This is a genomic window from Rothia sp. P6271, from assembly GCF_048512995.1.
GTDB lineage: Bacteria > Actinomycetota > Actinomycetes > Actinomycetales > Micrococcaceae > Rothia.
In genome coordinates this window covers 105881-131348 of sequence record NZ_JBLXXV010000005.1, presented here as the reverse complement: position 1 = coordinate 131348, position 25468 = coordinate 105881, and the positions used below count along the sequence as shown (strand labels likewise).

21 protein-coding genes, 1 tRNA gene and 1 pseudogene are annotated in these 25468 nt (G+C 45.1%); 5 read left to right on the top strand and 18 right to left on the bottom strand.

What is annotated here, in order from left to right:
• The 10 genes from ACN08X_RS05630 to ACN08X_RS05585 form a co-directional block, all read right to left on the bottom strand.
• The coding region (locus ACN08X_RS05630) for an acyltransferase family protein (RefSeq protein WP_419108169.1) at positions 1-461 on the bottom strand (461 nt) is incomplete at its 3' end.
• Positions 462-592: 131 nt separating this feature from the next.
• Positions 593-1801 carry a zinc ABC transporter permease gene (locus tag ACN08X_RS05625; RefSeq protein ID WP_419108168.1) on the bottom strand — a complete coding sequence of 403 codons (1209 nt, stop codon included), beginning with the start codon at positions 1799-1801 and terminating at the stop codon, positions 593-595.
• Entirely contained in the window at positions 1798-2940 is a 1143-nt protein-coding gene (locus tag ACN08X_RS05620) for a glycosyltransferase (RefSeq protein WP_419108167.1), read from the bottom strand. The genes ACN08X_RS05625 and ACN08X_RS05620 overlap by 4 nt, the downstream gene beginning before the upstream one ends.
• Entirely contained in the window at positions 2931-5174 is a 2244-nt protein-coding gene (locus tag ACN08X_RS05615) for an N-acetylneuraminate synthase family protein (protein WP_419102073.1), read from the bottom strand. Before ACN08X_RS05615 ends, ACN08X_RS05620 begins: the two co-directional genes overlap by 10 nt.
• The gene (locus tag ACN08X_RS05610; protein ID WP_419102072.1) at positions 5171-5896 is read right to left on the bottom strand and encodes a cytidylyltransferase domain-containing protein; all 726 of its coding nucleotides are present in this window, start codon (positions 5894-5896) and stop codon (positions 5171-5173) included. The genes ACN08X_RS05615 and ACN08X_RS05610 overlap by 4 nt, the downstream gene beginning before the upstream one ends.
• Positions 5896-6954, bottom strand: coding sequence for an RNA-binding protein (locus ACN08X_RS05605; protein WP_419108166.1), 1059 nt, complete (start codon positions 6952-6954; stop codon positions 5896-5898). The genes ACN08X_RS05610 and ACN08X_RS05605 overlap by 1 nt, the downstream gene beginning before the upstream one ends.
• Positions 6945-7892 (bottom strand): CgeB family protein, encoded by a 948-nt coding sequence (locus ACN08X_RS05600; protein WP_419108165.1) that lies wholly within the window; start codon positions 7890-7892, stop codon positions 6945-6947. The genes ACN08X_RS05605 and ACN08X_RS05600 overlap by 10 nt, the downstream gene beginning before the upstream one ends.
• A 43-nt stretch (positions 7893-7935) precedes the next feature.
• Positions 7936-8958 (bottom strand): NAD-dependent epimerase/dehydratase family protein, encoded by a 1023-nt coding sequence (locus ACN08X_RS05595; protein WP_419108164.1) that lies wholly within the window; start codon positions 8956-8958, stop codon positions 7936-7938.
• Positions 8959-9001: 43 nt separating this feature from the next.
• Positions 9002-9538, bottom strand: coding sequence for an acyltransferase (locus tag ACN08X_RS05590; RefSeq protein WP_419108163.1), 537 nt, complete (start codon positions 9536-9538; stop codon positions 9002-9004).
• Positions 9539-9541: 3 nt separating this feature from the next.
• On the bottom strand, positions 9542-10438 hold the full coding sequence (locus tag ACN08X_RS05585; RefSeq protein ID WP_419108162.1) for a glycosyltransferase family 2 protein: 897 nt from the start codon (positions 10436-10438) through the stop codon (positions 9542-9544).
• Positions 10439-10699: 261 nt separating this feature from the next.
• Here ACN08X_RS05585 and ACN08X_RS05580 point away from each other — a divergent pair, with 261 nt between their 5' ends.
• A complete protein-coding gene (locus ACN08X_RS05580; protein ID WP_419108161.1) occupies positions 10700-11647 on the top strand; it encodes an alpha-1,2-fucosyltransferase in 948 nt (315 codons plus the stop codon).
• Positions 11648-11651: 4 nt separating this feature from the next.
• Positions 11652-12611: a glycosyltransferase family 2 protein gene (locus ACN08X_RS05575; protein WP_419108160.1), complete on the top strand. Its 960-nt coding sequence runs from the start codon at positions 11652-11654 to the stop codon at positions 12609-12611.
• A 78-nt stretch (positions 12612-12689) separates the two neighbouring features.
• Here ACN08X_RS05575 and ACN08X_RS05570 read toward each other — a convergent pair whose 3' ends face one another.
• From ACN08X_RS05570 to ACN08X_RS05545, 6 genes are all read right to left on the bottom strand, one after another.
• Positions 12690-14501 carry an ABC transporter ATP-binding protein gene (locus ACN08X_RS05570; protein ID WP_419108159.1) on the bottom strand — a complete coding sequence of 604 codons (1812 nt, stop codon included), beginning with the start codon at positions 14499-14501 and terminating at the stop codon, positions 12690-12692.
• The gene (locus ACN08X_RS05565; RefSeq protein ID WP_419108158.1) at positions 14498-15613 is read right to left on the bottom strand and encodes an acyltransferase family protein; all 1116 of its coding nucleotides are present in this window, start codon (positions 15611-15613) and stop codon (positions 14498-14500) included. The genes ACN08X_RS05570 and ACN08X_RS05565 overlap by 4 nt, the downstream gene beginning before the upstream one ends.
• Positions 15614-15891: 278 nt before the next feature.
• Positions 15892-16878, bottom strand: a complete 987-nt coding sequence (locus ACN08X_RS05560) for a ribose-phosphate diphosphokinase (protein ID WP_419102062.1) — start codon at positions 16876-16878, stop codon at positions 15892-15894.
• A 1-nt stretch (position 16879) separates the two neighbouring features.
• Positions 16880-18349 (bottom strand): bifunctional UDP-N-acetylglucosamine diphosphorylase/glucosamine-1-phosphate N-acetyltransferase GlmU, encoded by a 1470-nt coding sequence (gene glmU / locus ACN08X_RS05555; RefSeq protein WP_419108171.1) that lies wholly within the window; start codon positions 18347-18349, stop codon positions 16880-16882.
• 77 nt (positions 18350-18426) lie between these two features.
• Positions 18427-18498, bottom strand: a tRNA-Gln gene (locus ACN08X_RS05550).
• Positions 18499-18613: 115 nt separating this feature from the next.
• Positions 18614-19318, bottom strand: a complete 705-nt coding sequence (locus tag ACN08X_RS05545) for a hypothetical protein (RefSeq protein ID WP_419108157.1) — start codon at positions 19316-19318, stop codon at positions 18614-18616.
• A gap of 214 nt (positions 19319-19532) precedes the next feature.
• On the opposite strand from ACN08X_RS05545, the gene ACN08X_RS05540 reads away from it, so the two are divergent.
• The 3 genes and pseudogenes from ACN08X_RS05540 to ACN08X_RS05530 form a co-directional block, all read left to right on the top strand.
• Positions 19533-21362 carry an ABC-F family ATP-binding cassette domain-containing protein gene (locus tag ACN08X_RS05540; RefSeq protein WP_419108156.1) on the top strand — a complete coding sequence of 610 codons (1830 nt, stop codon included), beginning with the start codon at positions 19533-19535 and terminating at the stop codon, positions 21360-21362.
• Between the two features lie 61 nt (positions 21363-21423).
• On the top strand, positions 21424-22395 hold the full coding sequence (locus tag ACN08X_RS05535; protein ID WP_419108155.1) for a glycosyltransferase family 2 protein: 972 nt from the start codon (positions 21424-21426) through the stop codon (positions 22393-22395).
• Positions 22396-22701: 306 nt separating this feature from the next.
• A pseudogene (locus ACN08X_RS05530) lies at positions 22702-23496 on the top strand (acyltransferase family protein); the annotation flags it as partial.
• Positions 23497-23549: 53 nt separating this feature from the next.
• Here the strand turns inward: ACN08X_RS05530 and ACN08X_RS05525 are convergent.
• Positions 23550-24539: a 4-diphosphocytidyl-2C-methyl-D-erythritol kinase gene (locus tag ACN08X_RS05525; protein WP_419108154.1), complete on the bottom strand. Its 990-nt coding sequence runs from the start codon at positions 24537-24539 to the stop codon at positions 23550-23552.
• Between the two features lie 21 nt (positions 24540-24560).
• Entirely contained in the window at positions 24561-25451 is an 891-nt protein-coding gene (gene rsmA, locus ACN08X_RS05520) for a 16S rRNA (adenine(1518)-N(6)/adenine(1519)-N(6))-dimethyltransferase RsmA (RefSeq protein WP_419108153.1), read from the bottom strand.
• Between the last annotated feature and the right edge of the window lie 17 nt (positions 25452-25468).

Sequence of the window (25468 nt, the reverse complement as noted above, 5' to 3'; positions counted from 1 at the left end):
TGCATCTCTGTTGCAAGAGTCCAGTACACCGTATCGACGTTAGGAACCATGAGGAAACGCTGAAACATTGTAATGTTTACGATAGCTTCTTGAATGGTAATATCATGATTTTCAGCTCCTACCGTAAACAGAAGAAAAGTAGACATTAAAAGTGCAACCCAGTAAGAGGGATATAGTCGAGAGAAACGGGATATAACAAAGTTCTTTGCAGTTTTCCCCCGAATAGCTGTTAACAAGATAACAAAACCACTAATCATAAAAAATAATTGAACGCCAAGAGCACCAAAAGAAAATTCATAAGGAGATTTAGGCTGAGATGGGAAAAACTCGTTATAAGGAGACCCAAAATGTCCTATAATAACACCAAGAATCGCTAAACCACGAAGCCCGTCTAAAGCATAGAAACGACCATTCTTATAGTCCTGAGGATTAAGATATTCAGGAGGTTTTTTATGCTTCATAAATTATCCTTGTATTTCTGCCTAATTTTATTCAATATCGTATTTAATGCCAACTACTCATCATAAGCCATTATTCAAAGAATGATTCTCGTGCAGCTTTTCACTTAGAGAATCACTCTTTGATAGTTGAATTATAATGATTTATATTTTTGTTGTTCTTCTTGCTGTTGATAATATCCAATAGCATCTTTAGGCTTCAACAGGTAGGAAAGACCAAGACCGACCGCAATTGCCCAAGGAATAGTCAGAATAACCTCACCAAGACGCCAGCTACAGATAGCAAGAAGAACGATAGCCGCCTCAGCAACGATAATACGTTCTTTACCTTTTTGATGTTGCTGTTTCCAAAAAACTGTGGCCAAAAGAGTAACGAGCAAAACCGCAAACATCCAAATCCACCCACCTTCAACGAAGAGAGTATAGAAAGAGTTATGAAATAACCATCTACGGTCACCACCAGGCAAGAATACATACGCTTGTCCAAAACCTTGACCATGCCATGGTGTCTGAGCAACTTTTTCTAGCGTTGCTGCGTCAATACGTGCACGCAATAAATCACTACCATCACGGTTTGCAAAAACACCAGCGTGAGCGTAGTTTTCTGTCAGGTAGTCCACCGCCCATACGATAAATATAGCTAAGACAGATTTTGCGAAAAGACCAATTTTTTTGCCAAAGGTCAGCCATAAAAGTGCAAACATATACCCAGCAAGAGAGGTACGTGATCCGGTTTCCCAAAGTAAAACACTAAAGAGTATAAAAGCCAACAGTTTTTTCTTCTTATCATCGAGGTACGTAAAAAAGAGCAAACCAATAAAAGCGTACCAAAGCCCGGAAACGTTCTTATCACCAAGCCATCCGGTTAAAAATCCGGTATAGGCATCCGGCGCAATACCTGCATAATATGCCCCTGCATTGAATAACATACCCGTCGCAATACCAAACACTAGTGAACGGGCGTCAATCCTTTTATCACCGATAAAAAGCGCCAAAAAAATCACAATAGAAATACGGAAAGTTCTTCGTAAAGTCTCATCTACTGTCGAAATACCAAAGGCTACAGAGCTTATAGCACTATAAGCAACAGCTAAGACAATGATAGCGATAAATAGATTAACCCTAGGATCTTCATAATGCGATTTACGCATTGAAGCATGAGCGACAAGAACAACAGAGACAATAGTCCCTAGAGGAATACCAAAATACGTTACTCCCAAAACAAAAATAAACAAGCCATAAATGAAATCCGACATGACAATGCTGCCAACACTCTCTTTGAGATGTTTTGCTTCGGCAGTAAGAGCACCGTTCATACGTTCAGAGAGGGAAGCTGCACTCATGAGGAACTCACTTTCTGATAGATGTTCACGATATTAGCTGTCATTTCTTCTGCACTAACCCACTGCTGTTGAGAGGGTTTTTCAGCGTGTGCTTTTTGAGTAAGTTTTTGGGCAACAAGCTTGATGACGTCTTCACGGTTATCTTTAGTAATAGCAGGAACAAGATCTTCAGCGACAACAATCTCGCTGTTTCCGCCAACATCGGTGGCGATAGTTTTCATTCCAGCAATATGAGCGTCAATAAGTGTATATGAAAGATTTTCCCATACTGATAGCTGAACTAGAATATCGTGTTCTGCCATGGCTTGGACAGAATCCACGAACCCTGGGAAATGGACTTTCGTCTCAATTCCAAGGATTCGTGCCTGATCTTCTAATACCTCACGTAATGGGCCGCTACCAGCAATAGTTAAATAAGCATCAGTGTTATGTTCAGAAAAATGAGCAAACGCTTCAAGCAGTACGTCAAGACCTTTCTCTGAAGAAAGACGAGAAAGAGAAAGCACTTTTATATTTTGAGATGTTCGCTCCGTACGATAGCTTTCTAACTGCTTCAAAAGATCAGTACCGTGAACACCGTTCAGAACGACGTTCGCACTAGACGCACCCCATTTACGGCGCATCTGTTCAGCCGTCGAACGGGACACCGCAATCGCAGCATCTGTACCAGCCAAGCGAACACGATGGATTCCTGCCATTAAACGAGAGCGCCACGAGCTCCCATGATATACCTCATCGTTACCAGCAATACCATGCTCGGTTGTCACTAAAGACGGTACACGAACGCTTTTCTTCACCAAAGATTGCAATTTAAGACTCTGAATCACAGCACATGCCACAACATCAGAGTATGCAAGATGTGAGTGAAGGATACGAGGCTGAACCTGTTTTATTGCTGCTAACAAAGATTTAAAAGAGGTAGCAAAACCGTAGTCAGGGCCATACTGTGCGGTAATAACCTCAGTTCCTTGCTTTTGAAGCTGACGGGTGAGTTCACCTTCAGGTGCAAGGACAATCAGCTGATAGCCGGGTAGCCCGGCACGTGCAGAATCTACAACGTGCCGGGCTACTCCACCAAATTCAGGAACCGGAATTGCCCAGAGAGCAACCGGCAACTGGGATGTGTCTTTTAGAGCCACTTTTCAAGCCGATCTAGAGCGGTAAAGAATCCTTCACCGTTGTTAATATGGCCCTGCCAAATTTCTGGAATAAAGGACGACTGAGGAGTCAACTCACGAAGCTGTTTACCGAGAGCTGCCCAGTCAACATCACCTTCACCCACTTGAACGCCTTCACCGTCGACACCTTTGCCATCAACCAAATGCAAATGGATAGAGCGTGGTGCCAAAAGCTCTACCGCTTCAGACAGCGGAATCTTCAAGAAGTTTGCAGCCAACATGGTGTGTGAGATATCGAGGCATAGCGCAGTGTTATACGTATCTGAGAACTCTGCGGTGTCTTGAGGGTCAAGGAAGAGGTTATGGTATTGCTGCCCGCCCATCAACCAAGGATAAGGCGGCAGAGTTTGCGCCGCGATACGAACCCCAGAAGTATCTAGTTTGCCAAGAGCCTCACCAATACGCTCATACTTATCAGCGCGTGCAGAAGCAGGGATATGTCCGTCCTTAGTAAAACCACCCATAGTCACGACCATGACAGGGTCATCATCTACGGTGAAGTAACGGGTAAGGTCACGAGTAATATCGATGGTGCGTTGAACCTCAGCGATGGAACGCTCCCAAATATCTTGGTCACGGGAGGCGAGGTCTACTAAGAAATCACCAGCAAAGAGGTCTGGCAAGTGAGTTGTAAAGCTCATGGGAAGCTTCTGGTCAAAGACATCGTCGATGTTGATTTCAAGGTCTTTATAAGAGAAATGGAACTCAAGAAAATCAGGCTTCGAGTCTTCGATGAGGGGCTTGTAGTCGTGGTAACGGACAGGAAGACCCCAAGGACGGTCAAAAGTGAAGTCTCGACGAGTTACAAGGTCATCTTTAAGATCCCCTTCAAAGAAGAAAGAGCCTGCTTCAACGTCACGTTGCATAGTACGTCCGACAAGTTGCGGCAAGCAGTTCGGCTGGAGACCACGGCCAGGAGATTTAACAGCAACATCAGCTTCTGAAACAACCTCACCTTTGGCAATATCACGAGTTGCGACCAATGATTTTGCCAAGTTAACGCGGTTCATAAGCTCACCGGTAGAGACTTCACGAGGAGCTGCTGTTCCGATAGCTTCTTCTACTTCACGGATTTGAGTCACCATTGCAGTGAATTCTTCTGGAAGCAACGAGACGGTGTGGTCGTTGCCTTCAAGAGTTTTATCAATAGTGAAGTGCTTTTCAATAATTTTTGCTCCGCGTGCTACAGCAGCGACCGGAACGTGATACCCGCGTTCGTGTCCGGAGTAGCCGACGAGACACTGCCCAATTTCAGCAAGACGATCCATATATGCAAGGTTGACGTCTTTGAACGGTGCCGGGTACGCAGACTGGCATTGTAAAAGAGCGTACGAAGCTCCACGATTCTGTAGGAGTTTGACCGACTCACGAATTTCTTCTTCACGGCTCATACCGGTAGAAACCAGCATGGGTAGACCACGAGAAGCAACGTCTTCAAGCAGCTCATGGTTTGTGAGGTCGGCAGAAGCAATCTTCATGCCTTGGATACCGTAATCGACAAGAGCCTGAACAGAAGGTGCGTCCCAAGGGGTGCACATAATGTCCATATTGTGTTCTTTGACGTGGTCAAAGACTTCGTACATCTGGTCAACAGACAATGAGAAACGTGAGAGCAGGTCAAGGGTATATTGTACGCCGAGGTCTTCACCTGCAGATTGAGAACCTGCTTGACGGTATAGCGCATCCATATCACGTAGCTGGAATTTCACAGCGTCTGCGCCGGTTTCTACTGCAAGGTCAACAAGACGCTTTGCTAAATCGACATCACCTTGGTGGTTGTTTCCAATTTCTGCGATGATGAATGCTGGGCTGTCTTGGGTAATCTCATGTTTACCGATACGAAGAACATCCTGTTCATTCATAGCGATAGCGATAAGGTGTCCTCGCTCATCGACGAGTGGAAGATGGGAGATACCTTTAGCGAATTCTGCCTTGAGAGCTGCAGTATCGGTGCCAAAGGGCACACTGTGAACGTTCTTATTCGCAACCTCAAGGGCAGAAGTTTCCAGAGATTCGGTGGGATGAGCGATCAACCAGCGACGGAAATCTCCGTCAGACAGAGCGCCTTGAAGCACGCCGGACTCGTTTACAAGAAAGATGATGCGCTGTTGGTTTGCAGAAATTTTTTGTAGAGCGGTGAGAACGGGATCCTCAGAAAACACTACATAGGGGGTGGTATTACGTTCGATAATCATGAGGAGCTACTTTCGTTATGGGTCTTAAGAATCTCGTTGAGCTGGTATTCGGCTACAGCAAAGTCAATAGGTGCGTCAATGTCAACACCTTCTACCTCGTCGAGTAAGAAAAGCTCAATGTTCTCGGCAAGACGGTTATGGTACTTTTCGTAAATTTCGGTGGCCGTGATATACATTGAGCCGTTTTCACGGTAACGGTAGGTTTCGCGGGTCAGTTCTTGACGGCGGGGACGAGCCATCACCTCATATTGAGCTTGCGGTGGTTCTGTAGCAGTCCAAATGAAAGGACCGATAGGAATGACTCCCACCATAGAGTCAGAATCAGAGCTAGCAAATTGACGGACGGCACGTTCAAGAGTGCCAGGTAAACGAACAGGGCTCGTTGCTTGTAAAAGCATCACAGCGTCAGGGCGTCGTCCCTGCTCTTCGACAAACTCGATAGCGTGCTCGATAACAGGCTCAGTAGCCGTAGTATCTTCCGCTAAATGAGCAGGACGCATAAAAGGAACTTCAGCCCCATATTCACGAGCGATATCTGCGAGTTCGTGGTCGTCTGTTGAAACGATGACGTCCATAATGTGTTCTGGTGCCAGAGCTTCTTTTGCTTCAAGAGCTTGTTCAATAGTCCATGCAACCAGAGGTTTACCTGCGATGAGTTTGAGGTTCTTCCGAGGGATTCCCTTAGAACCTCCGCGCACAGGAATAACGCATAGAATGCGCATTATTTCTCCAATTTTTCTGCGATGATGCGAGCGATAGTATCAGCGGGTACAGTACGCGGTTGAACCGGAGGTTCAGTGGGAGAATCGCCCCAACGATTCATGCCGTACCGTTCCCAAAACTCAATAAGCCATGGTTCTGGTTTAGGGTGATACACCCAAGAAGGAATACCTCGAATAGCAGCTTCTAAGACTCCCGTCGAGAAGATTGAAACGACTGGATGAGTCATCTCATTAAGAGGGATTGCGGACGTGTCCACAGTTATTCCTCGTTGTCCCCATAATTTATGAGTTATTAAAGACAGTTTATCCTTTTCCGAAGGATGTGGGCGATAGATTGCACCGTGATTTAGACAGAATTTATACCCAGCCCGAGCAAAAGATAAACGCGGTAGCTCAGCGCCATGCATCTGCCCTAAAAACACCGGAGTAGAATCAATACTCTCAATATCAACTTTTGGTTTCTGCGCTGCTTCATAAAATAGTTGAGAGCCTACTGTATGAACAGTAATATCTTCTCTTCCCGAGCGCCAAAAATCACCATCAGCATCACTAAAAGCTAATAGAGTTGAGTTTTCTGGAAGTGGAGGGGCAAAAGGCGTCATCAATCCGTGCTGAACAACGATAAACTCCCAGCCCATCTTCTGAGCATTACGATATATGGCAGCACCTAGGGGAAGGTAATGCCCTGCCGCTAAAACAACCTTAACGCCACGTTGTCGTGTGAGAGCATCAGTATCTAGTTCTTGAACCCGCCACGAGCCAGATGGAAGGAACTCTTCAACGTTCATAGGAGCTATCACTGCTACACGAGGATTCTTCAGATATTCCACAGGGCGCAGCAAAGAAACAACCGAAGTAGGAGAAGTCGATTCAAGAACAATCAAGAGCTCAGGTTCAGGATGATTCATATGCAGAACACCTGAAACAGCGCAGGATACGATGTTTTGTTCTTGACGTCCCTTCAGCTTACGAAGTAGGTTTTTTACTCGTTGTTCTGGTTTAGAGTTAGCTTGCCATTGTTGCCAAGCAGACAAATCGCGAGGAAATTTTAAAGCCATAAAGTCTCCAAGACTTTGACGCGCTCATCAAATGTATGTTCTGCTAACGTACGGCGTTTCCCTGCCTCACGAATTTTCTGAGCCCACTGTGGGTCAGCAACGATACGTCGGCATAACTCAATGAGCTCCGCGGTAGAAGAATACGTCAACACTTCAGTCCCTGGCTCATAGTATCGAGTGACATCATCACGATCAATAATTTGTAGACCCCCAACACCAGAAGCCTCAAAGGTGCGCATCGTAAAGCCGTCTTGGTCTCCATGAATGTTGAGTGTTCCGGGTGACGCCGCCATCACACCGTATGCCTGAGAACGATCTAAATCGCGACCAGTCGGCAAACCGGGGTCTTTAAACTGACGAGTTCGTGCTACATCCCACCAGTGACGTGACCATTGTTTACCATAAGCTCGAACTGGAATACCTGCCTGATAAAGAACCTTAAGCATACGTTCACGACCCTCATAGCGAGCACCGACAAAACTAATATGTGTTTCCTTTGAAGGCGCAATCTTCATGTGTGAGTCATAAGCTAAAGGAACATCAATAGCATCAAAACCACGAGATTTTAGGTCTTGTACGTCGGCAGGACTATAACTTGCGATAGGACCGATGTGGTGAAGTAACTCATCTGTATAACGCATACGACGAAGCTCATCATACATCCAGGTACCATAACGAACCCCTGAACGTTCAAGAGTCTCCCACCAACGGTGGCCAAGCTGGTCACCTTTGACAACCAAGACAATGTCTGGTTTTTGCTCCGAGAAAACAGCAATAGCTTTCTCCGTAACCTGATGCTCTAGATTCTCTGGACGAAAACGTTCAGGAAGATCATGCAAGATTTTATTCGTAATACGTTCTTGAATATTTCCAGGAGCATCATAAACGTGGGTGACAACTTCATAGCCTAGGCGGACGATAGAATCTCGAATTGTCATCCAATAACCATGGAACCCAGGAGAAACTAAGAGTAATTTCGGTTTAGTCATTATGCTCTGCAAGACCCCGCTCAGTGAGTTCTTCTAGAGCAGTCTCCCATGCAGAGCTATCTGCACCAGGAGCTTTCCAAGACTTCTGAATAAAGTCAGCGATTGCTTCACGTGCACTCCAACGCGCCTGAGGTGCGCCCAAAGAATACGCATAAGACATATCAGCAAGAGCATGGTCAATATCGCCAGCTCGTTTGATATCTACGTGTTCGATTATCGCTTCAGAACCGCCAGGAACAGCGTCAATAGAATACTGAGCTAGTTGGTCTAAGGTAATACGCTCACCTGAACCAGCGTTAATAATACGGGGAGATTCGTCAAGCGCAGGGAGGTTTGTTAACGCCCAAATCAGAATATCTGCGACATCTTCTACATGGATAAAGTCACGGGTTTGAGTACCATCCCCATACACAGAAAGGTTCTTACCTTCACGAAGGCGCGCAAGAAAAGCCGCCAATACGCCGGTATAGGGGTTATGGAGGGCTTGTCCCGGACCGATAACGTTCTGTGGGCGGACGATAGTTGCCGGCACTTTGCCAGCAACTACCTCACGGACGATATCTTCACCCTCAGATTTAGTTTCACCATATACAGACAATGGTTGGTGAGGATCTGACTCTTTAGTTGCACGCTTGGCAGAACCTTCTCCATAAACAGCTCGTGAGCTCAGCGAAACAAGAGGAGCGTTCCATTTAACGGCATATTCTGCTGCATATCGGGTACCGTCAACGTTCACGCTACGGTAACGCTCAGTTTCGTACATAGACTGAGCTGTTCCGGTCTCAGCCGCAAGGTGAATAATGGCATCAGCACCTTCAAGGTTCTCCCATGTTTCGGGAAGCGCCACATCACCAACAATAATCTTTCCAGGGAACTGCGCTTTTTCTGATTCGATATCTTGATGCACTTGCTCTAACAAGCTATCGAGCGCAACAACTTCATGTCCTTGTTCAACAAGTTTTTTTGCAGTTTTCAGACCGATAAAGCCGACTCCGCCAGTTAGTAGAATTTTCATGTTTCCCTAAAATTTTATATAGATAAGATACGAGTATTTTTAATTAGTTTAGAGGTTTAGCAGGAACACCGGCAACCACTGCCCTAGCAGGAACATCTTTTGTCACAACAGCACCGGCACCAATAGTGGCACCATCACCGATTGTGACGCCAGCTAGCACTACCGCGTTCTGTCCGATGAAGACTTGATTTCCAACCCTAATTTCACCACGAGAGACAATCTGAGATAGATCCTCACGGCTGTGTTCTCCAGAGTTGATCATGACGTTATCGGCAATAACGCATTTTTCACCAATTGATACTGGTTTAACAGCATGAAGGTGCGTTCGATGCCCGATATATGTTCCTGAGCCGATGGATAAAGTCCCACCAGATTCGGCTTGCAACCAGCTGCCCTCATAGATAGTGACGTTTTCACCAATACAAATGGAATCAACACCACGCATTTTTAGAGGCGAGATAATAGTGCTGCCATGACCAAATTTTTTGAATCCTTTGGCGTAAAGAGTCTTTGAAAGAACAGCAGATACATGCCAGCGAACAGAGGGGACAGACTCAATAATCTTTTGAGCAATATTCATCTTCTAATGGCCTTTCAGATAACTGAGTTCTTTAGAAAGAATACTTTGCGCATGAACATCCTTATTTCGTAAAGAACGCACAATGTTGACGAGAAAATTAGCGTAGCTAACAGCAGTTAGGGAACGGTGAAGTTGTTTTTTAAAGCCCCATTTTTCTGCATATATAAATCGAGAGTCAACCAGCCAACCAATACGTTTATCGTCAGCAGAAGAGCCACCGCCGACATGTTCAACGCTCACTTCTCCGGCAAAAATAGATGGTACGCCATTTTCGGTTAAACGTTTCTGCAAATCGACTTCTTCACTATTCATATAAAAACGAGGGTCGAATCCCCCGATAGCACGGAATGGTTCAACAGGCAGGAGCATGCACGCACCCACCACCCAATCAGTGTGAACAGTCTTTCCGGTAACACACCGAGTATCGTGCCCTACCAGGCGATGCCACCAGGTAGTCCCCTTAAAACGGGCAAGAGGTGTAAACCATTCAAAAGCGTGATGGAAAACAGTCGGGAATTTTCGTCCTACCCACTGACCTTTTCCATCGTGGTCGACAACCTGCGGGCTATATACACCTACCCCAGAATGTTCCTTTTGGGCGAGCATATCTGCAATAAAAGTTGGCCCAATCGTTAAATCGCTGTTAAGAACAAAAACCCAATCAGATTGGGCAACCTCAATACCAGAATTAACAGCTTTGCCAAAACCACCGTTGAGCTCACGACGAACGACGGTAACGCCCTCTAAATCAGGAAATGGTGTAGGGGAACAATCATCTGAAACAATAATCTCTAAGGGACTAGAAAGCTCTTGAGATTGTAGCTGCTCGATAAGAGGCATCGTATCGGAAGAATCGCCGTAGAAGGGAATAACTACTGATACGGAGGTAGTTTTATTCACGTATTTCCTAGCTCTAACTATTTCATTTCTTTCTTAGTTCATACTAGCCTAGAAAAGAAGTACGACAGTCTATCCTCTAACGAGAAATTCCTCATGAAAATCGTATGATGAAACATATTCATGGAGTTCTCAATTTATCTCCTAACAGAACTAAGGTGACAGAAAAATCTCGTTATGATTTCTATTAGAGACTTCCACTCCGTTGAGTTTGAAGATCAACCTCTACCACACTCGTCATTTCCAAACATATAGGGGTTTCTTTTGTCTGCAGAAGAAGAGAATGAACGTATTAGTTCCTACACAAAGCGCAATACTGGTTTAGCAAAAGCTCAAAACTTTGTGAAGTATCGTGCACGACAAGTAATAGCTAAATGCATTAGCGTCGTGCGAGTTGGGCCAGAAAAGGTGTATTTAATACCCCGTATTGCGCGTGGAGGGAATTGGCTCTACGAATGGATGAAAGCCCATGCTGAACGTCAAGAGACAGGCAATGACGTCTACGTCGTACAGATGCCAGGTATGGATGTTTGGTTAGAAGAGTTCCCCCTCCTTAAAGATTTCACTCTTGACGCTCAAAAAATACGTTTTCGTTCACTTCGTGAGACAGGAATGCATCAACGCATCCGCGAACAATTTACCGAGGAACAGATACAACGTTTTATCCAAGAAGTCCTGCTCTCTTCTGAGAGCTTTCAACAAAAAATTGCTCACGCACAAAAATATGTAGGAGAAGACACCCTCGTTATTAACGTGCGCAGAGGAGACTATTATTCACACCCTCATATCCATAAAAACTTTGGGATTGACACCGTTGCCTATCTTCATGAAGCGACACAACAAATGCTCAAAGTTCATACCCCAAGTAATATTCTTGTCACCAGTGATGACACTCAATGGTGCGCCGAAAACCTCGGATTCCTTAAAGATATTGCACCAACACAATTTGAAAAAATAGGTTATGGAATGTTCGGGGACTTCGCTGCATTATCAGTATCACGTTACCTTATCCTGACCAACACGACCTTTGGTTATTGGGGTGCTTATATCGCTACAGTACGACAAAAAGCCCAAGTCTGGGCACCAAATGTGCATGAGTTAGAACAAAGTCTTCGCCAGATCCACTCTCAGCCCCCTTTTCAGCACCAGCAATCATGGATTTCGGTTGCCCCAACCGACGGGTATCGTAGTTGGTTAGAAAGCGAAAGATAAACACATGTCCCATATCAAACATCTCTTACAGCAACTCAAGCATCGTGCTTTTTTAGCTCGTACTGATGTTCAGAAAATTCGTCAGGCACGTCGGTTAAGACAAGACTCAGAGTTTGCACAGCAGTTACAGAACATCCAAAAGCGCTTTGAGCTACCAGCGCTCCCCTACACCTCTGGTATATGGGCAGTAGCCATGGTCAAAAATGAACAAGACGTTATTGTCGATTCTATTGAGCACCTCTATGCTCAAGGAATCAACCAAATACTCGTTGTTGATAATCTTTCTACCGATTCTACGTATGAACTGCTCCAAGAACTATCTCAAAGGTATCCTCTTATTGTTGGTCGAGACCACGAACCCGCATATTATCAGTCAGCAAAAATGACTGTTCTCAGTGACCTTGCGTTAGCTCATGGTGCACAATGGGTTGTTCCCTTTGATGCAGATGAGTTCTGGTATGGAACAGACGGAACCTTAGCAGAAGTATTACAACGATGTGCCCATAGTTCTGGCATTATGCAAGCAAGCATCCATAATCAATTTCCTCAACCTGACGGAACATGGCTCATTGATACGCAAGCGCACCATGACGTTAAAGTTGCTTTTAAACCTACAAAATACAGTGTTGTTCAGATGGGTAATCATGCTGTTCTTCGTCCAGGTGTTCCAGAAACAAAAAAACTCATGATTGTTCATCGTCCGTGGCGTTCTTTAGAACAATTTACTCGTAAAATTCGGCAAGGGGCTCGTAGTCTAGAACTAACTAACCTGCCTCAAGAGCTTGGATACCATTGGCGAGTTCTCGGAGAATCCAGCGATGCAGAGTTAGAAGAGTTATGGAACAAGCTAGTAACAGGTCAAGAAGTACCTGAAGTTGTTGCGTGGAGACCAAAAGGTGAGCTGGCTACGCTAAGCGTAAAAACTCCACAAAGATGGTCTGAGATATCAAAACTCCTTAGTTAACAGTTAAAGCGATGGGTGGAAAACAAATTAAGTTGTTTTCCACCCATCGCTTTAACTGTTCGTACTAGGGGAATGAGGTTATCCTAGTTGTCCCAATTTTACGAGATTAGCAAATTCAGGATTATTGATTTGCACTTCTTCGAAAGTGCCAACGCTCTTGACCTCGCCTTGAGATAAGAACACTAGCTGGTTGACGTTTCTTACCGTTGAAAGACGGTGGGCCACAATAATGACGGTAATCTCTTGCGCAATTCGATTAATCGTTTGAGTAATGCGATGTTCAGTCTCATTGTCTAAAGCCGATGTTGCTTCATCAAGAACGAGCAAAGAGGGACGACGATACATAGCCCGCGCAATACCTAGACGTTGTCGTTGCCCACCAGAAAGACGTGCTCCGTGTTCACCAATCATTTGGTCAATGCCGTGCTCCATAGAGTTGATAACGTCTTCTAGCTCTGCGATACGGATGCATTCCCAGACACGGTCAATGTCAATTTCTTCTTCTCGTAGGCCGAAAGCGATAGCTTCTTTAATCGTTGAGTCACCTAAAAACACGCTCTGGGGAACGTACCCTACTCGAGAGAACCATTCTTCAGGATTTTCACGAGTAGATTTTCCGTTACACAAGACGTCACCTTGGTCAGGTTCAATAAGCCCCAGAATAATATCGACAAGAGTAGTTTTGCCAGAACCCGAACCTCCGACAAAGGCAATGGAGGTTCCTTGAGGGACAGTAAGGTTGATATTGTTCAAAACATTCTGATGTCCGTCAGGATATTTGAAGTTAAGGTTTTTGACTTCTAAAGCAACAGGAATAGTTGACTCATTTACTCGGGCAAAACATCCGATAGGGGGATCTTGGTGGATTAAGGTTAGTTCCCCATTTTTTGAGATTGATTCTAAATCTTTTTCAATAATCTCAATAGCTTTTGAACCTACTCGGACGTTTCCAACGGACGCGACGAGTCGGGTAAAGCTAGGTAGGACACGAACACAAGCACCAGCAAAAAGTATTAAAAACGCTGCTGAGGAAGAACCCTTTTGGCTCGTCAAAATACCAAGTAATAGGGCAATACCGACAATGAAGATAACCTCTAACATATATTTAGGGAGGTCTTGATAGAAAGTTCCTCGGCGTGAGGCTTCTACTGCAATCAGACGTTTATCTTGATAGCGATGTACGTAACGTGCAGTTACCCCATGCATACGGTTTTCACGGAATCCAACGATTGATTCTAAAGCAGCGTTCATGGCACTCACCGAGGATTCCATAATCTTAATGCCTTGCTCAGTATTTTTTTTCTTCAAGAAATATTGCAAGACAAAAGCGAAGAACCCAAAGTAGGCAAATGCGATTAAGGCAGTTCCTGGCATCACCGCAAGTAGCAGAACCATGAGGACCAAGATAGTGAACAGCTCACCTAACGCCGCCAGAATACCACCAGAATATATTGCGTATGCTTGACCGGTAGCGTCATTGATAGTGCGCAGAATTTCGGCGGTTGTTCGGTGACGGTTCACAAGATATGGTTCGTTCATATATCGGTGCAACAAGCTCACAGAAGCTGCAGTTTGCTGGTGTGCAATAAATCCGGAGCTCCACCATTTAATAGCTAAAGATGCAACACCTTTAAAGATGAATGAAAAAACAAGAATAATACTCAGATAAACGATAAGCTGTGACCTTCCAGGGTTACCTAAAATATCTGAGATAATCGCTAGATACCCTGTAATGTCGCTACCTGTCGCAAGTTGAATAATTGGCATAATCGCGGCAATGCCAACCATATCGAAAAGGGCAACGAGGAATAAGCCTAAGACATTGAGCATGAGAAAAATAAATTTCTTCCCAGGGAAGAGTATTCTCATACGTTGGTATATTTTTTTCATAAAGAATGTTTTCCTCTACTCCACGTTGTAATAATTCTTTGCAGGGGTTTCTCTACCACATGATGCGCAGCCATTGCAACGATGATAGATAGAGTCAAAGCTATGAGCGTTAAGACTAGCCCACGAAGTCCTCCCCCTCCGTGTGATTGGACCCATGGAAGTGCCCAAAGGTTAACGATGACAAGCTCGTGAGCAAGGTAGAATGCAAAACTTATTTCACCTAAATAGGCAAAAAGTTTTGTAATTTTTGAGGTTCGGTAATCGGGCTGTTGTTGGTGGACAATATCTGATATCGCAAATGCACCTATGATAAGGGCAAAGACGGGTGCTAACAAATAACTTGTTATTGACTGTCCTCCGGAAAAATATGAAGCAAGTAAGTAAATAATTCCTAAAGTTAAGCATAAAATTACGACTAAGAACATACCTAGTGCATTACGGTTCTGCACTAGCAATCTAATCACTGAAGGGGAGGAATAATTCATTTTCATCACAAACAATGCCAAGAAGATACCGAGAGCAAATTCTCCGGAACGGAACAGAGGATTCGCATAGATGACCACATCTGCATAATTTGAGAGAGAAGAAATATAACTTCCAAGAACAGAAGTTAGAAGGTACCAAGAGATGAGTAGGTAACCAGCTTTTTTCTCGTTTCCTTGATACGCAATCTTCGTAAAAATAATAGGGGCAAGCATATAAAAGAAAAATTCGCAGCTCAAAGACCAGCTCACACCGTTAAAAGCAAAAATAATATCCCATTGTGGAATCCAAGCCTGAACGAGGAAAATATTCGGGATGAGCCCTATTGGATCACGGTTGATAGATACCGCTGGAAGAATTAAGGCTATACAAAGGAAAAGTATGTGCAAAGGATAGACACGGGCAAAACGTCTCCAGTAAAAATCACGATACCCCCGTTCTGGAGTATATGACCAGGTAAGAACAAACCCTGATAAGACAAAGAAAAGAGAAACTCCAATATATCCTAAAGAAGTAAAAGAATTCGTCCGCATCCAATTAGTTGTGTGCACAATGTGGTAGATAAATACGAAAAAAGCCGCAGGCGCTCGTAAAGCCGTCAACGAAACAAGATTAGTGCGATACGTCATGTATGGTTTTCCCTACCCCTATATTTTGTAGATGTTCTCAAATAGAACAGTCAAAGATAAAATTTTAGCCTGTGAAAGGTTTCCCCTTCCAAAAGTTTCCCTACTTATATATGGCTATAACTCAGTATAAATGGGCTATCGACATTACAGGAACGCTCAGACTGTAAAGTTAGCCACGAAATAAGGGCTTAGCCAAATTCCTACATTCTAAAACAAATAACAGGGCAAAAGAGTCTGAGCTCCCCTACCCTGTTATTGGTTACGTTTGAAACAAATATTTAGTTTGAGCGTCCGTTAAAAAGACTGGTTACTGATCCTTCGTCGAATACTTCCTTAATCGCTCGAGCAAGAAGCGGAGCAATAGAAAGTACTGTGAGGTTCTCGAATTGGTGGTCTTCTCCCACAGGGAGGGTATTAGTCACGACCACTTCAGAAGCACCTGATTGTGAGAGACGCTCAACTGCTGGATCAGAGAATACGGGGTGAGTTGCCGCAATAATTACATCTTTTGCGCCGTTATCGGTAAGCACCTTCACTGCGCCAGAAATGGTTCCTCCGGTGTCAATCATGTCGTCGATTAGAACACAGGTACGGCCTTCAACATTACCGACAACTGTTTTTGATACAGCCTTATTAGGAACATTGATATCACGAGTTTTGTGGACGAAAGCTAGAGGTGCACCGCCGAGAAGCTCTGCCCACTGCTCAGCGACTCGAACTCGTCCAGTATCAGGAGATACCACAGTGATGTTGCTGATATCTTCAACCTGTTCTCGTACGTGCTCCGCCAAAAGTGGAATGGCCATGAGGTGGTCGACAGGTCCGTCAAAGAATCCCTGAATCTGCGCTGTGTGCAAGTCAACGCTCATGAGACGATCTGCACCAGCAGTTTTGTATAGGTCTGCAACAAGACGAGCAGAGATAGGTTCACGTCCCTTATGTTTTTTATCCTGACGAGCGTAGGGGTAAAAAGGTGAGACGACCGTAATAGAACGGGCAGAAGCACGTTTAAGGGAATCAATCATGATGAGCTGTTCCATCACCCACTCATTGATAGGAGCAGGGTGAGACTGAATCACAAAAGCATCTGCACCACGAACAGATTCCTCATAGCGCACGTATGTTTCACCGTTCGCAAAAGTATATGCGGAAGTAGGAAGAACCTCACATCCGAGTTCTTGAGCAATTTCTTTGGCGAGTTCGGGGTGGGCTCGTCCTGAAACAAGAACCATCTTCTTTTCGCCGGGATTAGTAATTGCAGTCATTTTATTTATTGCTCTCCTCGGAAGAGTTTTTCGCTTCTGCACCCGCAGCTTCAGCAGCTTCAGCCGCCTCCGTACCTGCGCGGTTTTTGACAACCCAGCCTTCGATATTACGCTGGGGAGCTACGTTAACAGCTAGCGCACCGGCAGGAACATCCTGTCGAATAACTGTTCCGGCGCCGGAATACGCGCCGTCGCCGACATTAACCGGAGCAACATACATGTTATCTGAGCCCATGCGAACATGTGATCCGATAGTTGAGCGGTGTTTATTGACGCCGTCGTAATTGACAAAAATAGAGGCGGCACCGATATTGGAGTGGTCTCCGATGGTGACGTCACCGGCATATGAGAGGTGAGGAAGTTTTGAACCTTTACCGATGGTTGCATTCTTGGTTTCGACGAATGTGCCGATTTTACCAGATTCGCCGAGAACAGTTCCGGGACGAAGGTATGCGAAAGGCCCAACAGTAGCATCATCGCCGATGGTTGCTTCTGAGCCATGAGTGCGTGACACTTGAGCATGCTGACCGACAATAACATCCGTCAGGGTGGAATCAGGTCCGATAATGGACCCAGTTCCGATACGCGTTGTACCGTGTAGCTGTGTGCCAGGAAGAATGGTAACGTCTGACTCAATTTCTACAGTGGAGTCAATCCATGTATTTTGAATGTCTACGATAGTGACGCCGTTACGCATATGAAGCTCTAGGGTACGGTCGTTAAGTTTTCGTCCAAGCTGAGCTAGCTGTACACGGTCATTTGCACCTTCAACTTCCCAGCGATCTTCAATCGCAAGGGCGGCGGTGCGATGTCCTGCTTCACGAGCGATGTGAAGAACATCTGTAATATATTTTTCGCCTTGCGCATTATCGGTTGTTACCTGTGCAAGAGATTCACGAAGAACTTTAGCGTCAAAAGCATAGATACCCGAGTTAATTTCGGTGATAGCCAGCTGTTCGGGGGTAGCGTCCTTCGCTTCGACAATGGCGGTAACTTCACCAGCCTGATTACGGACGATACGCCCATAAGCACCAGGCTCATCAAGGTGCGCAGTCAGAACGGTAACCGCGTTATGATCTTTTTCGTGGAAAGCAATTAGCTCTTGCAGTGTCTGGGCACGCAAAAGGGGAACGTCTCCGTAAGTAACTACAACAGTTCCAGAAACTTCCCCTTGTTCGTCAAGACCAAGTAAACCAACTTCAACAGCACGACCGGTGCCAGGAATGTCATCTTGATCTACAATATGCACGTCACTGTCGAACGCAACAACGTGTTCGGTGACGCGGTCTCGTTGATGTCGAACAACAACAGCTAATTTTTTAGGATTGAGTTCACGAGCCGCGGCAATTGCGTGCTCTACCATTGAACGCCCTCCGATGCCGTGCATGACTTTCGGCTTCTCAGATTTCATGCGAGTCCCAGCCCCAGCGGCTAGAACAATAACAGCGGACGGGGCGAGTTTTTCTGCGATATTCACAGTTTAGGACTCCTCGAGGGTGGGAAACGGTTACTTCAATGTAGTTATCTATATAGCTGAAGTTAACCTTGCTCCGCCACTAGGACTCGAACCTAGAATAACGGCTCCAAAGGCCGCTGTGTTGCCTATTACACCATGGCGGATTGTCAGTATTTTCTCGGTTTGTAGACCTTGAATCAACCAGACGATTCACTATCATACCAAAGCTGAGCGAATATCAAAATTCCCTCGCTTTGATTTATCCCACTTTTATTATTCTTAGTGTCCTAGCCACGCAATAATCACTTCAAGAGATTTTTCGATTTCTTTCACAGCTTTCTCTGCAGCTTTAGGTCCACGACGATAGGGGTCAGCGATATCGTCTTTAGCGAGGGGTTCGCTATCGTGCTGTTTCATATAGGAAATAGGGTCTGAACGACGTCCAGCGCCCTCACGCAGGCGAGACATCTCACGCAACAAACGAACTTTAGAACGGTATTGCGGCCATTCCTGCACGATCCAGTCAAGATGGGCACGCTCCATCACCAATACTAATTCCGACTCAGCCAAGAGTCGGGTATTAATCTGCTTTGCTTGATGCCCAAGATACGGCACTCCACGACGGTCTAGTTCTTTGTCAATATGTGAAGCGACTGAGCTTCCAACAACAGCACCAGTTCCAGCACTATCAAAAATCCACGGCGAATCAGAAGGAACCATAGACTGCGCAAGATACTGAGCAGAAGCACTACGCGCGATGTTTCCGGTACACACAAAAAGAATCTTTTTTGCGTTATCAGGAACCTTTCGCGGAATAGGCGCGGCAGGAGTAATCGAAATCTTAGGAGTCTCCTCCGAGATAGTAGAAATCTGTTCCGTAACTGGGCTGGGAGCTTCACGCGTGACAGGTGAAGGAACCTCATGCTTGCGCCGTTTGTTTCCCCCCAAGAGGTTCTTCAGCGCACCTAAGCCAAATTTCGCCATGCTCCTCATTTCCTTAAGATACGTTCTTGTGCCAATAAGATATTTTGACTCAGAGTCTAATTTTAGCAAGACTTCTTTAACGCAACCGACTAATCATTACCTGTCCCCTAAACAGTGTATTGCCCATCGTTTAGAAAATACTCACACTAAAAACACTCTTCCTGCATTTACTTAAAGCGAAGCATAAAGACCGCAAGCTATGTAGGCTATATATGTGGCACATTTACTTGGCGGAGAATCACTCCATTTAGAGTTTCCTACACGCACTATTTTTGAAGGTATCACCGTAGGCGTTAACGAGGGACACCGTATCGGCATCGTCGGCAAAAACGGCGACGGAAAGTCAACCTTGCTATCCCTTCTTGCAGGACGACTACAACCAGATAGTGGGAAAGTAACCGTCCGTTCTGGAACACGCATCGGATTTCTTGCCCAAGCCGATACTCTCAACAATGAGCACACCGTCGGTGAAGCAATTGTTGGCAACACTCCAGAATACGAGTGGGCATCAAACCCTAAAATTCGTGATGTCATTAACGGCCTCGTCAATGACCTTGATTGGGATGCTAATGTCTCTTCTCTCTCAGGAGGTCAACGCCGGCGTGTCGCACTAGCCGCACTATTAGCTGGAGATTGGGACGTCCTCATGCTCGACGAACCAACCAACCATCTCGATGTAGAAGCTATTACGTGGCTAGCAAACCACCTCAAAAATCGGTGGTCCAAACACGCTGGTGGATTACTCACCGTCACACACGACCGATGGTTCCTTGACGAAGTATGCACTGACACATGGGAAGTGCATGACGGAATCGTCGAACCATTTGAAGGTGGTTACGCAGCTTATATCCTGCAACGAGTCGAAAGAGACCGACAAGCAGCAGTTACCGAAGCAAAACGTCAAAACCTCATGCGTAAAGAACTTGCGTGGTTAAGACGAGGTGCACCGGCACGAACCTCAAAACCAAAATTCCGTATTGAAGCAGCCAACGAGCTTATTGCCGATGTCCCTCCCCCACGCAACACTATCGAACTATCGCGGATGGCAGTTTCACGTTTAGGAAAAGACGTTGTCGATATCGAAAATGTTTCTGTCAGCTACCCTGAACCAGAAAACCCACAGCAACAAAAAGAAGTCCTCAAAAATATCACTTGGCACATTGCGCCAGGAGAACGCACCGGAATACTCGGTGTCAACGGTGCCGGAAAATCAACGCTTCTAGGACTAGTTACGGGTGCCGTTACACCGGTTAGCGGAAATGTAAAGCACGGAAAGACCGTTAAAATTGCTACACTTACTCAGCAACTAGAGGGACTCAAAGAAGTTGAACATGACAGAGTTTCAGAAGTAATCTCTCGTAAAAAAACCTCCTATGTTGCCGATGGAAAAGAGATGACGCCTGGGCAGCTTCTTGAACGTTTAGGATTCACAACAGCACAGTTATCTACCCCTGTTAAAGATTTATCAGGTGGGCAGAAAAGACGCTTACAACTTTTACTCATTCTCTTAGACGAGCCAAATGTCCTCATCCTCGATGAACCGTCTAACGACCTTGATACAGACATGCTCGCAGCCATGGAAGACCTACTTGATACCTGGCCAGGAACACTACTTGTTGTCTCACACGACAGATATCTTATGGAACGTGTAACCGACCAGCAATACGCCATTATTGATGGAAACTTCCGCCATCTACCCGGCGGGGTTGAAGAATACGTGAATCTTTCTGCTGTGGGAAAGGGCGGAAGCTCTGCTGGAAACGGCTCTGGAGCATACGCACTCCACAAAAATTCTGCAGAAGATGAAAGGCAATCCAAAATTTCTGGGGCAGAACTTCGTGCAGCTCAAAAAGAGATGAACCAGATAGATCGTAAGATGTCTAAACTCAGTTCAGAAAAAGAACGGATTTCTTCCATCATGGCAGAACACGACCCTACCGATTTTGCGGGGTTAGGAAAACTACAGCAAGAAATCAGTGAACTTGACGCTGCCATCGAAGAGCTGGAGCTACGTTGGCTCGACCTCTCCGAAATTCTTGAGTAGTTTATACTCAGTACATCCGCATTTGATACGAACTTTAATCACCGTTTACCAAAGGGAAAATATGAAAAAAATTCTCAGCACATTACGCACTGAGTTAGGGCAAATAAGTTACTCCTTTAAACAGCGTAATAACAAAGAAAAAATAAAAGCTCAGTACAAAGCTATTAAAGGTCTGCAGTGCCATTCCACTTTGCCGCCTATAACTTTTAAAAGAAAAGAGCTATGGGCGGTAAGCGTTGTTAAAAATGAATTAGATGTACTTCCCCTAGTTATCGAACATTTTTTTGCTCAAGGAATAGATAAAATTCTTATCGCTGATAATCTTTCAACCGACGGCACATGGGAATATCTTCAAGAAAAGGCCTCAACCGATCCTCGAATATTTATTTATAGAGATACCGTTGTTGAACATACTCAATCAGAAAAAATGACGTGGCTATCTCATATTGCATGGCAACGTGGCGCACGATGGCTTATTCCCTTCGATGCTGATGAGTTTTGGTATGCTCCACAGACAAGTCTTAAATCGTTCCTGAAAAATACAGATTCTTCTGTTGTTCATGCTCGTTTTCACCACACTGTACCAATTGTTGATTCACCACAAGATCTCAAAAATACAGAACTGATCATGGATACCGCGAATTCTTTCCCTGGAAAAGTTGCTTTTAAAACACATCCAATAGCCGTTATCTGGCCTGGCAATCATAACGTTGCCCGTCTAGGTAAACAGTCTTGTGACTTAGACATTATCCACGTCCAGTATCGAGGCGTGCAGCAGATTGCGCGTAAGGTTCGCCAAGGGACAGAAAGCAGTAAGCTTACAGGTGAAGACCTCTCATGGTTTGCCCCACATTGGGAAGCTGGTAGCAAGCTTAGCGATGAACAGATTCAACAGGTATGGGAAAATATCTCTTCAGGAAAACCTGATGAAAGAATTAAGTTTGCGGCTGAGGGTCCGATGAAACGCGGCAAATTCTTGCAATGGACTTCATGGAATCAACAAGAGTTAGATAGTATTCGTCCCCTTAACTAGATATTTTTATTTCGCTTTATTCACCGCCGTTTTCGAGGAATTATGTCCCACGCACAACAGGTATCTTCTGCACAGATATCAAAAAACCCCAAACAACACGAGCACAATGGATTGATACAACACGAGGAATAGCTGTATTTTTCGTGATATACCGTCACGTCCTTCTATTTATCCAACATGATATGGCTTATTTGTACCACGTTGGATTCTACTCTTTGATGATTTCCTTATTCTCTTCAGAATGCCAGCACTGTGCCTTGTCTCAGGCATATTTCTTTATAAGAAAGTTACGAACCAGCTGATAAATATTGGGTTAATCGAGTAGCACGCTTAGGATATCTCTACATTGTATGGAGTCTCTTTTACGCTCTTATGCAGGTCGTTCTTGTCTCGGTTAGAGCAGAAACCAACCTCACAACCGAACTTCTGCATTGGGCTAAAGTCACGTTAATGCTTCATTCAGAATTGTGGTATTTTTTTGCACTCATGCTTTTCTACGCATATTGGCGTCTTACCCTTAAAATACCTAAATCTATACAGTTCCCAATACTACTGACGATTTATTTCCTCTACGCGACTGACATCATCAAAACTAGTTCGTGGGGTTGGGACCACTGCCTCCATTACCTCATCTATTTCATGATTGGTGCGTGGTATGGAACGAAAATACTCAACGTTGTTCCTAAAGTTTCTGTATTCCAGGGAATAATGTTAACTGCCGTTTTCTTCGCCTCATTTATGGTTTATGCAATCTGGGGTTTCCGTACCTATTTCCCATGGGCTGAAGCCTTTGTGGGCCCTATAGCACTGGCGTGGTTCATTTGGCTCTGCGACCAAATCGATAAAATCAACGGCATTAACAAACTCACACGTTACTTAGGGTTCAGAACTTTACCCGTTTACGCCTTACATATGGTTATCCTCGACTTTGTGGCAAGAGCTACGCTGGTAGTCTTTGGTCTACAGTTCTCCAAACTAGAAGATCTTCTCTTGCCTTGGGGAATTTCTATTATGGTGACTCTTATCTGTCTTTTCATTTGGAAGATGACATATAAAGTGGCTCCTTTCATGTATGACCTGCCTCGCAGGTTCTACCGGTAAGAACCTAAATGGGGTGTGCGAAACTAAGAATTTTCGTACACCCCATTTTTATGTTATTGAATGTATGCAGCGATAGCGTAACCGCCGCGTCTTCGCAAAGACGATGCAAGTTTTTGAGCTTCTTCTGCCGAGTCCATGAGCAAAACAATGGTGGGGCCAGAGCCTGATACAAAACTTGCAATCAGTCCTTCGGACTCGATTCCTAATACCTTCGTTAGTTCTGGAGCTAAGGTACAGGCAGGTGCCCCTAAATCGTTACGGATATACCGTGAAATTTCATAGAGACGAGCAATAGGAGCTGTATCAGCAACCAAAGCTTCTAAAAGACCGTCGGGAACCGCTAAAACATCTTCTGCAGGTGGATAGTCTCCGTGCGTACGGCCCCTGTCCAACTCATGAAAGACGGTTGGTGTAGAAAGGCCTTGGGCTGAAGAAACCAGCACAACAGGTAAAGGCTCCACGGTAGAAGGCAGCTCCAGCGGTTGAAGCTGATCTCCTACCCCACTTCCAATAGCAATACCTGAGTGAAGGGCAAAAGGAACGTCAGCACCTAGAGATGCCGCAATACGATGGTATGTACCATCAGATAGTAATGACGTTGTCATAGAACTTTTGAGGAGAAACTCATCTACAGCGCGAATTGCTGCTGCAGCGTCAGCTGAGCCACCGCCCATACCACCAGCAACAGGAACAGCTTTCACTAAGTGAATACGAAAGGCGATGTCGTGTGTTTCTAGCCCATGTTCGTGAATAACGACCTCAGCAGCACGATACGCAAGATTACGAGAATCTAGAGGAACAACAGATAGGTCGAACACCCTGTCTCGTTGCATTTGGTCTAGTAATGATTCAGAGGCAACTTCTGCACTGAGCGTTATGCCGGCATTTTTAGTGCTATGAATACTAATAGTTTCTTTTAATGAAGTCGAAGCGTACAAGCTGGCAACAGGATGATAGCCGTTAGCTTCGGGGGCACCTACAGCAAAATACATATTAACTTTGCCGTATCCATAAGCAACAACTGATGTTTGGGAAGCACTCATAGGTTCTAACCTCTTCTGCCCTTAGTGAGCTTGTCCGCGAGTCATTAGTCCGTGGTCATAGCCAAGATCGCGAGCTGATTCGGCGATACGAACAAAATCATGAATAGAAAGCTTCTCACCACGCAATGATGAATCAGTCCCAGCATGGTTAAGGATCTCTTCAGCTTGAGCCGGTGAACCGGCCCAAACACCCAAGGCAGCGCGTAGAGTCTTACGACGTTGAGCAAATGCCGCATCGATGATAGAAAAAACTAGTTCTTGACGAACATCCGATAAAGGTTGTTCACGTCGAGTAAAGGATACTAACCCAGAATTGATTTTAGGGGCAGGCCAAAAGACATTCTTACCGATAATTCCAGCCTGAGAGACTTCACAGAACCAGTTGGCTTTGAGCGAGGGCACACCATAAATTTTTGAGCCAGGCACTGCAGCAAGACGTTGAGCAACTTCTTCTTGAACCATGACCAGAGCATGACGTAACGAAGAAATATGGGTGAACAAGTGAATCAGGATAGGAACAGCAACGTTATAGGGAAGATTTGCAACCAGTGCAGTAGGGTTTTGCTCAAGCTGGTATACCTTCATTGCGTCGCTGTGAATAACGCTAAGATTTTCTGCCTTTTCTGGCCTGAACCGTTCTATTGTGTGTGGGAGTTGTTGTGCTAATGGAGGGTCTATCTCAACTGCAACAACAGCAGCGGCAGCGTCTAGAAGGCCGAGGGTTAGAGACCCAAGTCCAGGCCCGACTTCAAGGACAGTTTCGTGAGGGTCAATATGTGCTGCTGCCACGATACGACGAATCGTATTCGGGTCAATCACAAAGTTCTGTCCTAAAGTTTTTGTGGGGCGAATACCAAGAGTATCTGCAAGTTCACGAATCTCTTGAGGGCCTAATAGTTGCTGTTCGTTCACACCGTTTATCTTAGCAA

What these genes read in the sequence shown, in the direction of transcription:
- ACN08X_RS05610 (WP_419102072.1), bottom strand. Translation starts at nt 5,896, where the DNA reads ATGCGCATTCTATGCGTTATTCCTGTGCGCGGAGGTTCTAAGGGAATC.
- ACN08X_RS05535 (WP_419108155.1), top strand. Translation starts at nt 21,424, where the DNA reads ATGAAAAAAATTCTCAGCACATTACGCACTGAGTTAGGGCAAATAAGT.
- ACN08X_RS05625 (WP_419108168.1), bottom strand. Translation starts at nt 1,801, where the DNA reads ATGAGTGCAGCTTCCCTCTCTGAACGTATGAACGGTGCTCTTACTGCC.
- ACN08X_RS05605 (WP_419108166.1), bottom strand. Translation starts at nt 6,954, where the DNA reads ATGGCTTTAAAATTTCCTCGCGATTTGTCTGCTTGGCAACAATGGCAA.
- ACN08X_RS05590 (WP_419108163.1), bottom strand. Translation starts at nt 9,538, where the DNA reads ATGAATATTGCTCAAAAGATTATTGAGTCTGTCCCCTCTGTTCGCTGG.
- ACN08X_RS05560 (WP_419102062.1), bottom strand. Translation starts at nt 16,878, where the DNA reads ATGACTGCAATTACTAATCCCGGCGAAAAGAAGATGGTTCTTGTTTCA.
- ACN08X_RS05570 (WP_419108159.1), bottom strand. Translation starts at nt 14,501, where the DNA reads ATGAAAAAAATATACCAACGTATGAGAATACTCTTCCCTGGGAAGAAA.
- ACN08X_RS05575 (WP_419108160.1), top strand. Translation starts at nt 11,652, where the DNA reads ATGTCCCATATCAAACATCTCTTACAGCAACTCAAGCATCGTGCTTTT.
- ACN08X_RS05595 (WP_419108164.1), bottom strand. Translation starts at nt 8,958, where the DNA reads ATGAAAATTCTACTAACTGGCGGAGTCGGCTTTATCGGTCTGAAAACT.
- ACN08X_RS05615 (WP_419102073.1), bottom strand. Translation starts at nt 5,174, where the DNA reads ATGATTATCGAACGTAATACCACCCCCTATGTAGTGTTTTCTGAGGAT.
- ACN08X_RS05525 (WP_419108154.1), bottom strand. Translation starts at nt 24,539, where the DNA reads ATGAGTGCTTCCCAAACATCAGTTGTTGCTTATGGATACGGCAAAGTT.
- ACN08X_RS05565 (WP_419108158.1), bottom strand. Translation starts at nt 15,613, where the DNA reads ATGACGTATCGCACTAATCTTGTTTCGTTGACGGCTTTACGAGCGCCT.
- ACN08X_RS05600 (WP_419108165.1), bottom strand. Translation starts at nt 7,892, where the DNA reads ATGACAATTCGAGATTCTATCGTCCGCCTAGGCTATGAAGTTGTCACC.
- ACN08X_RS05545 (WP_419108157.1), bottom strand. Translation starts at nt 19,318, where the DNA reads ATGGCGAAATTTGGCTTAGGTGCGCTGAAGAACCTCTTGGGGGGAAAC.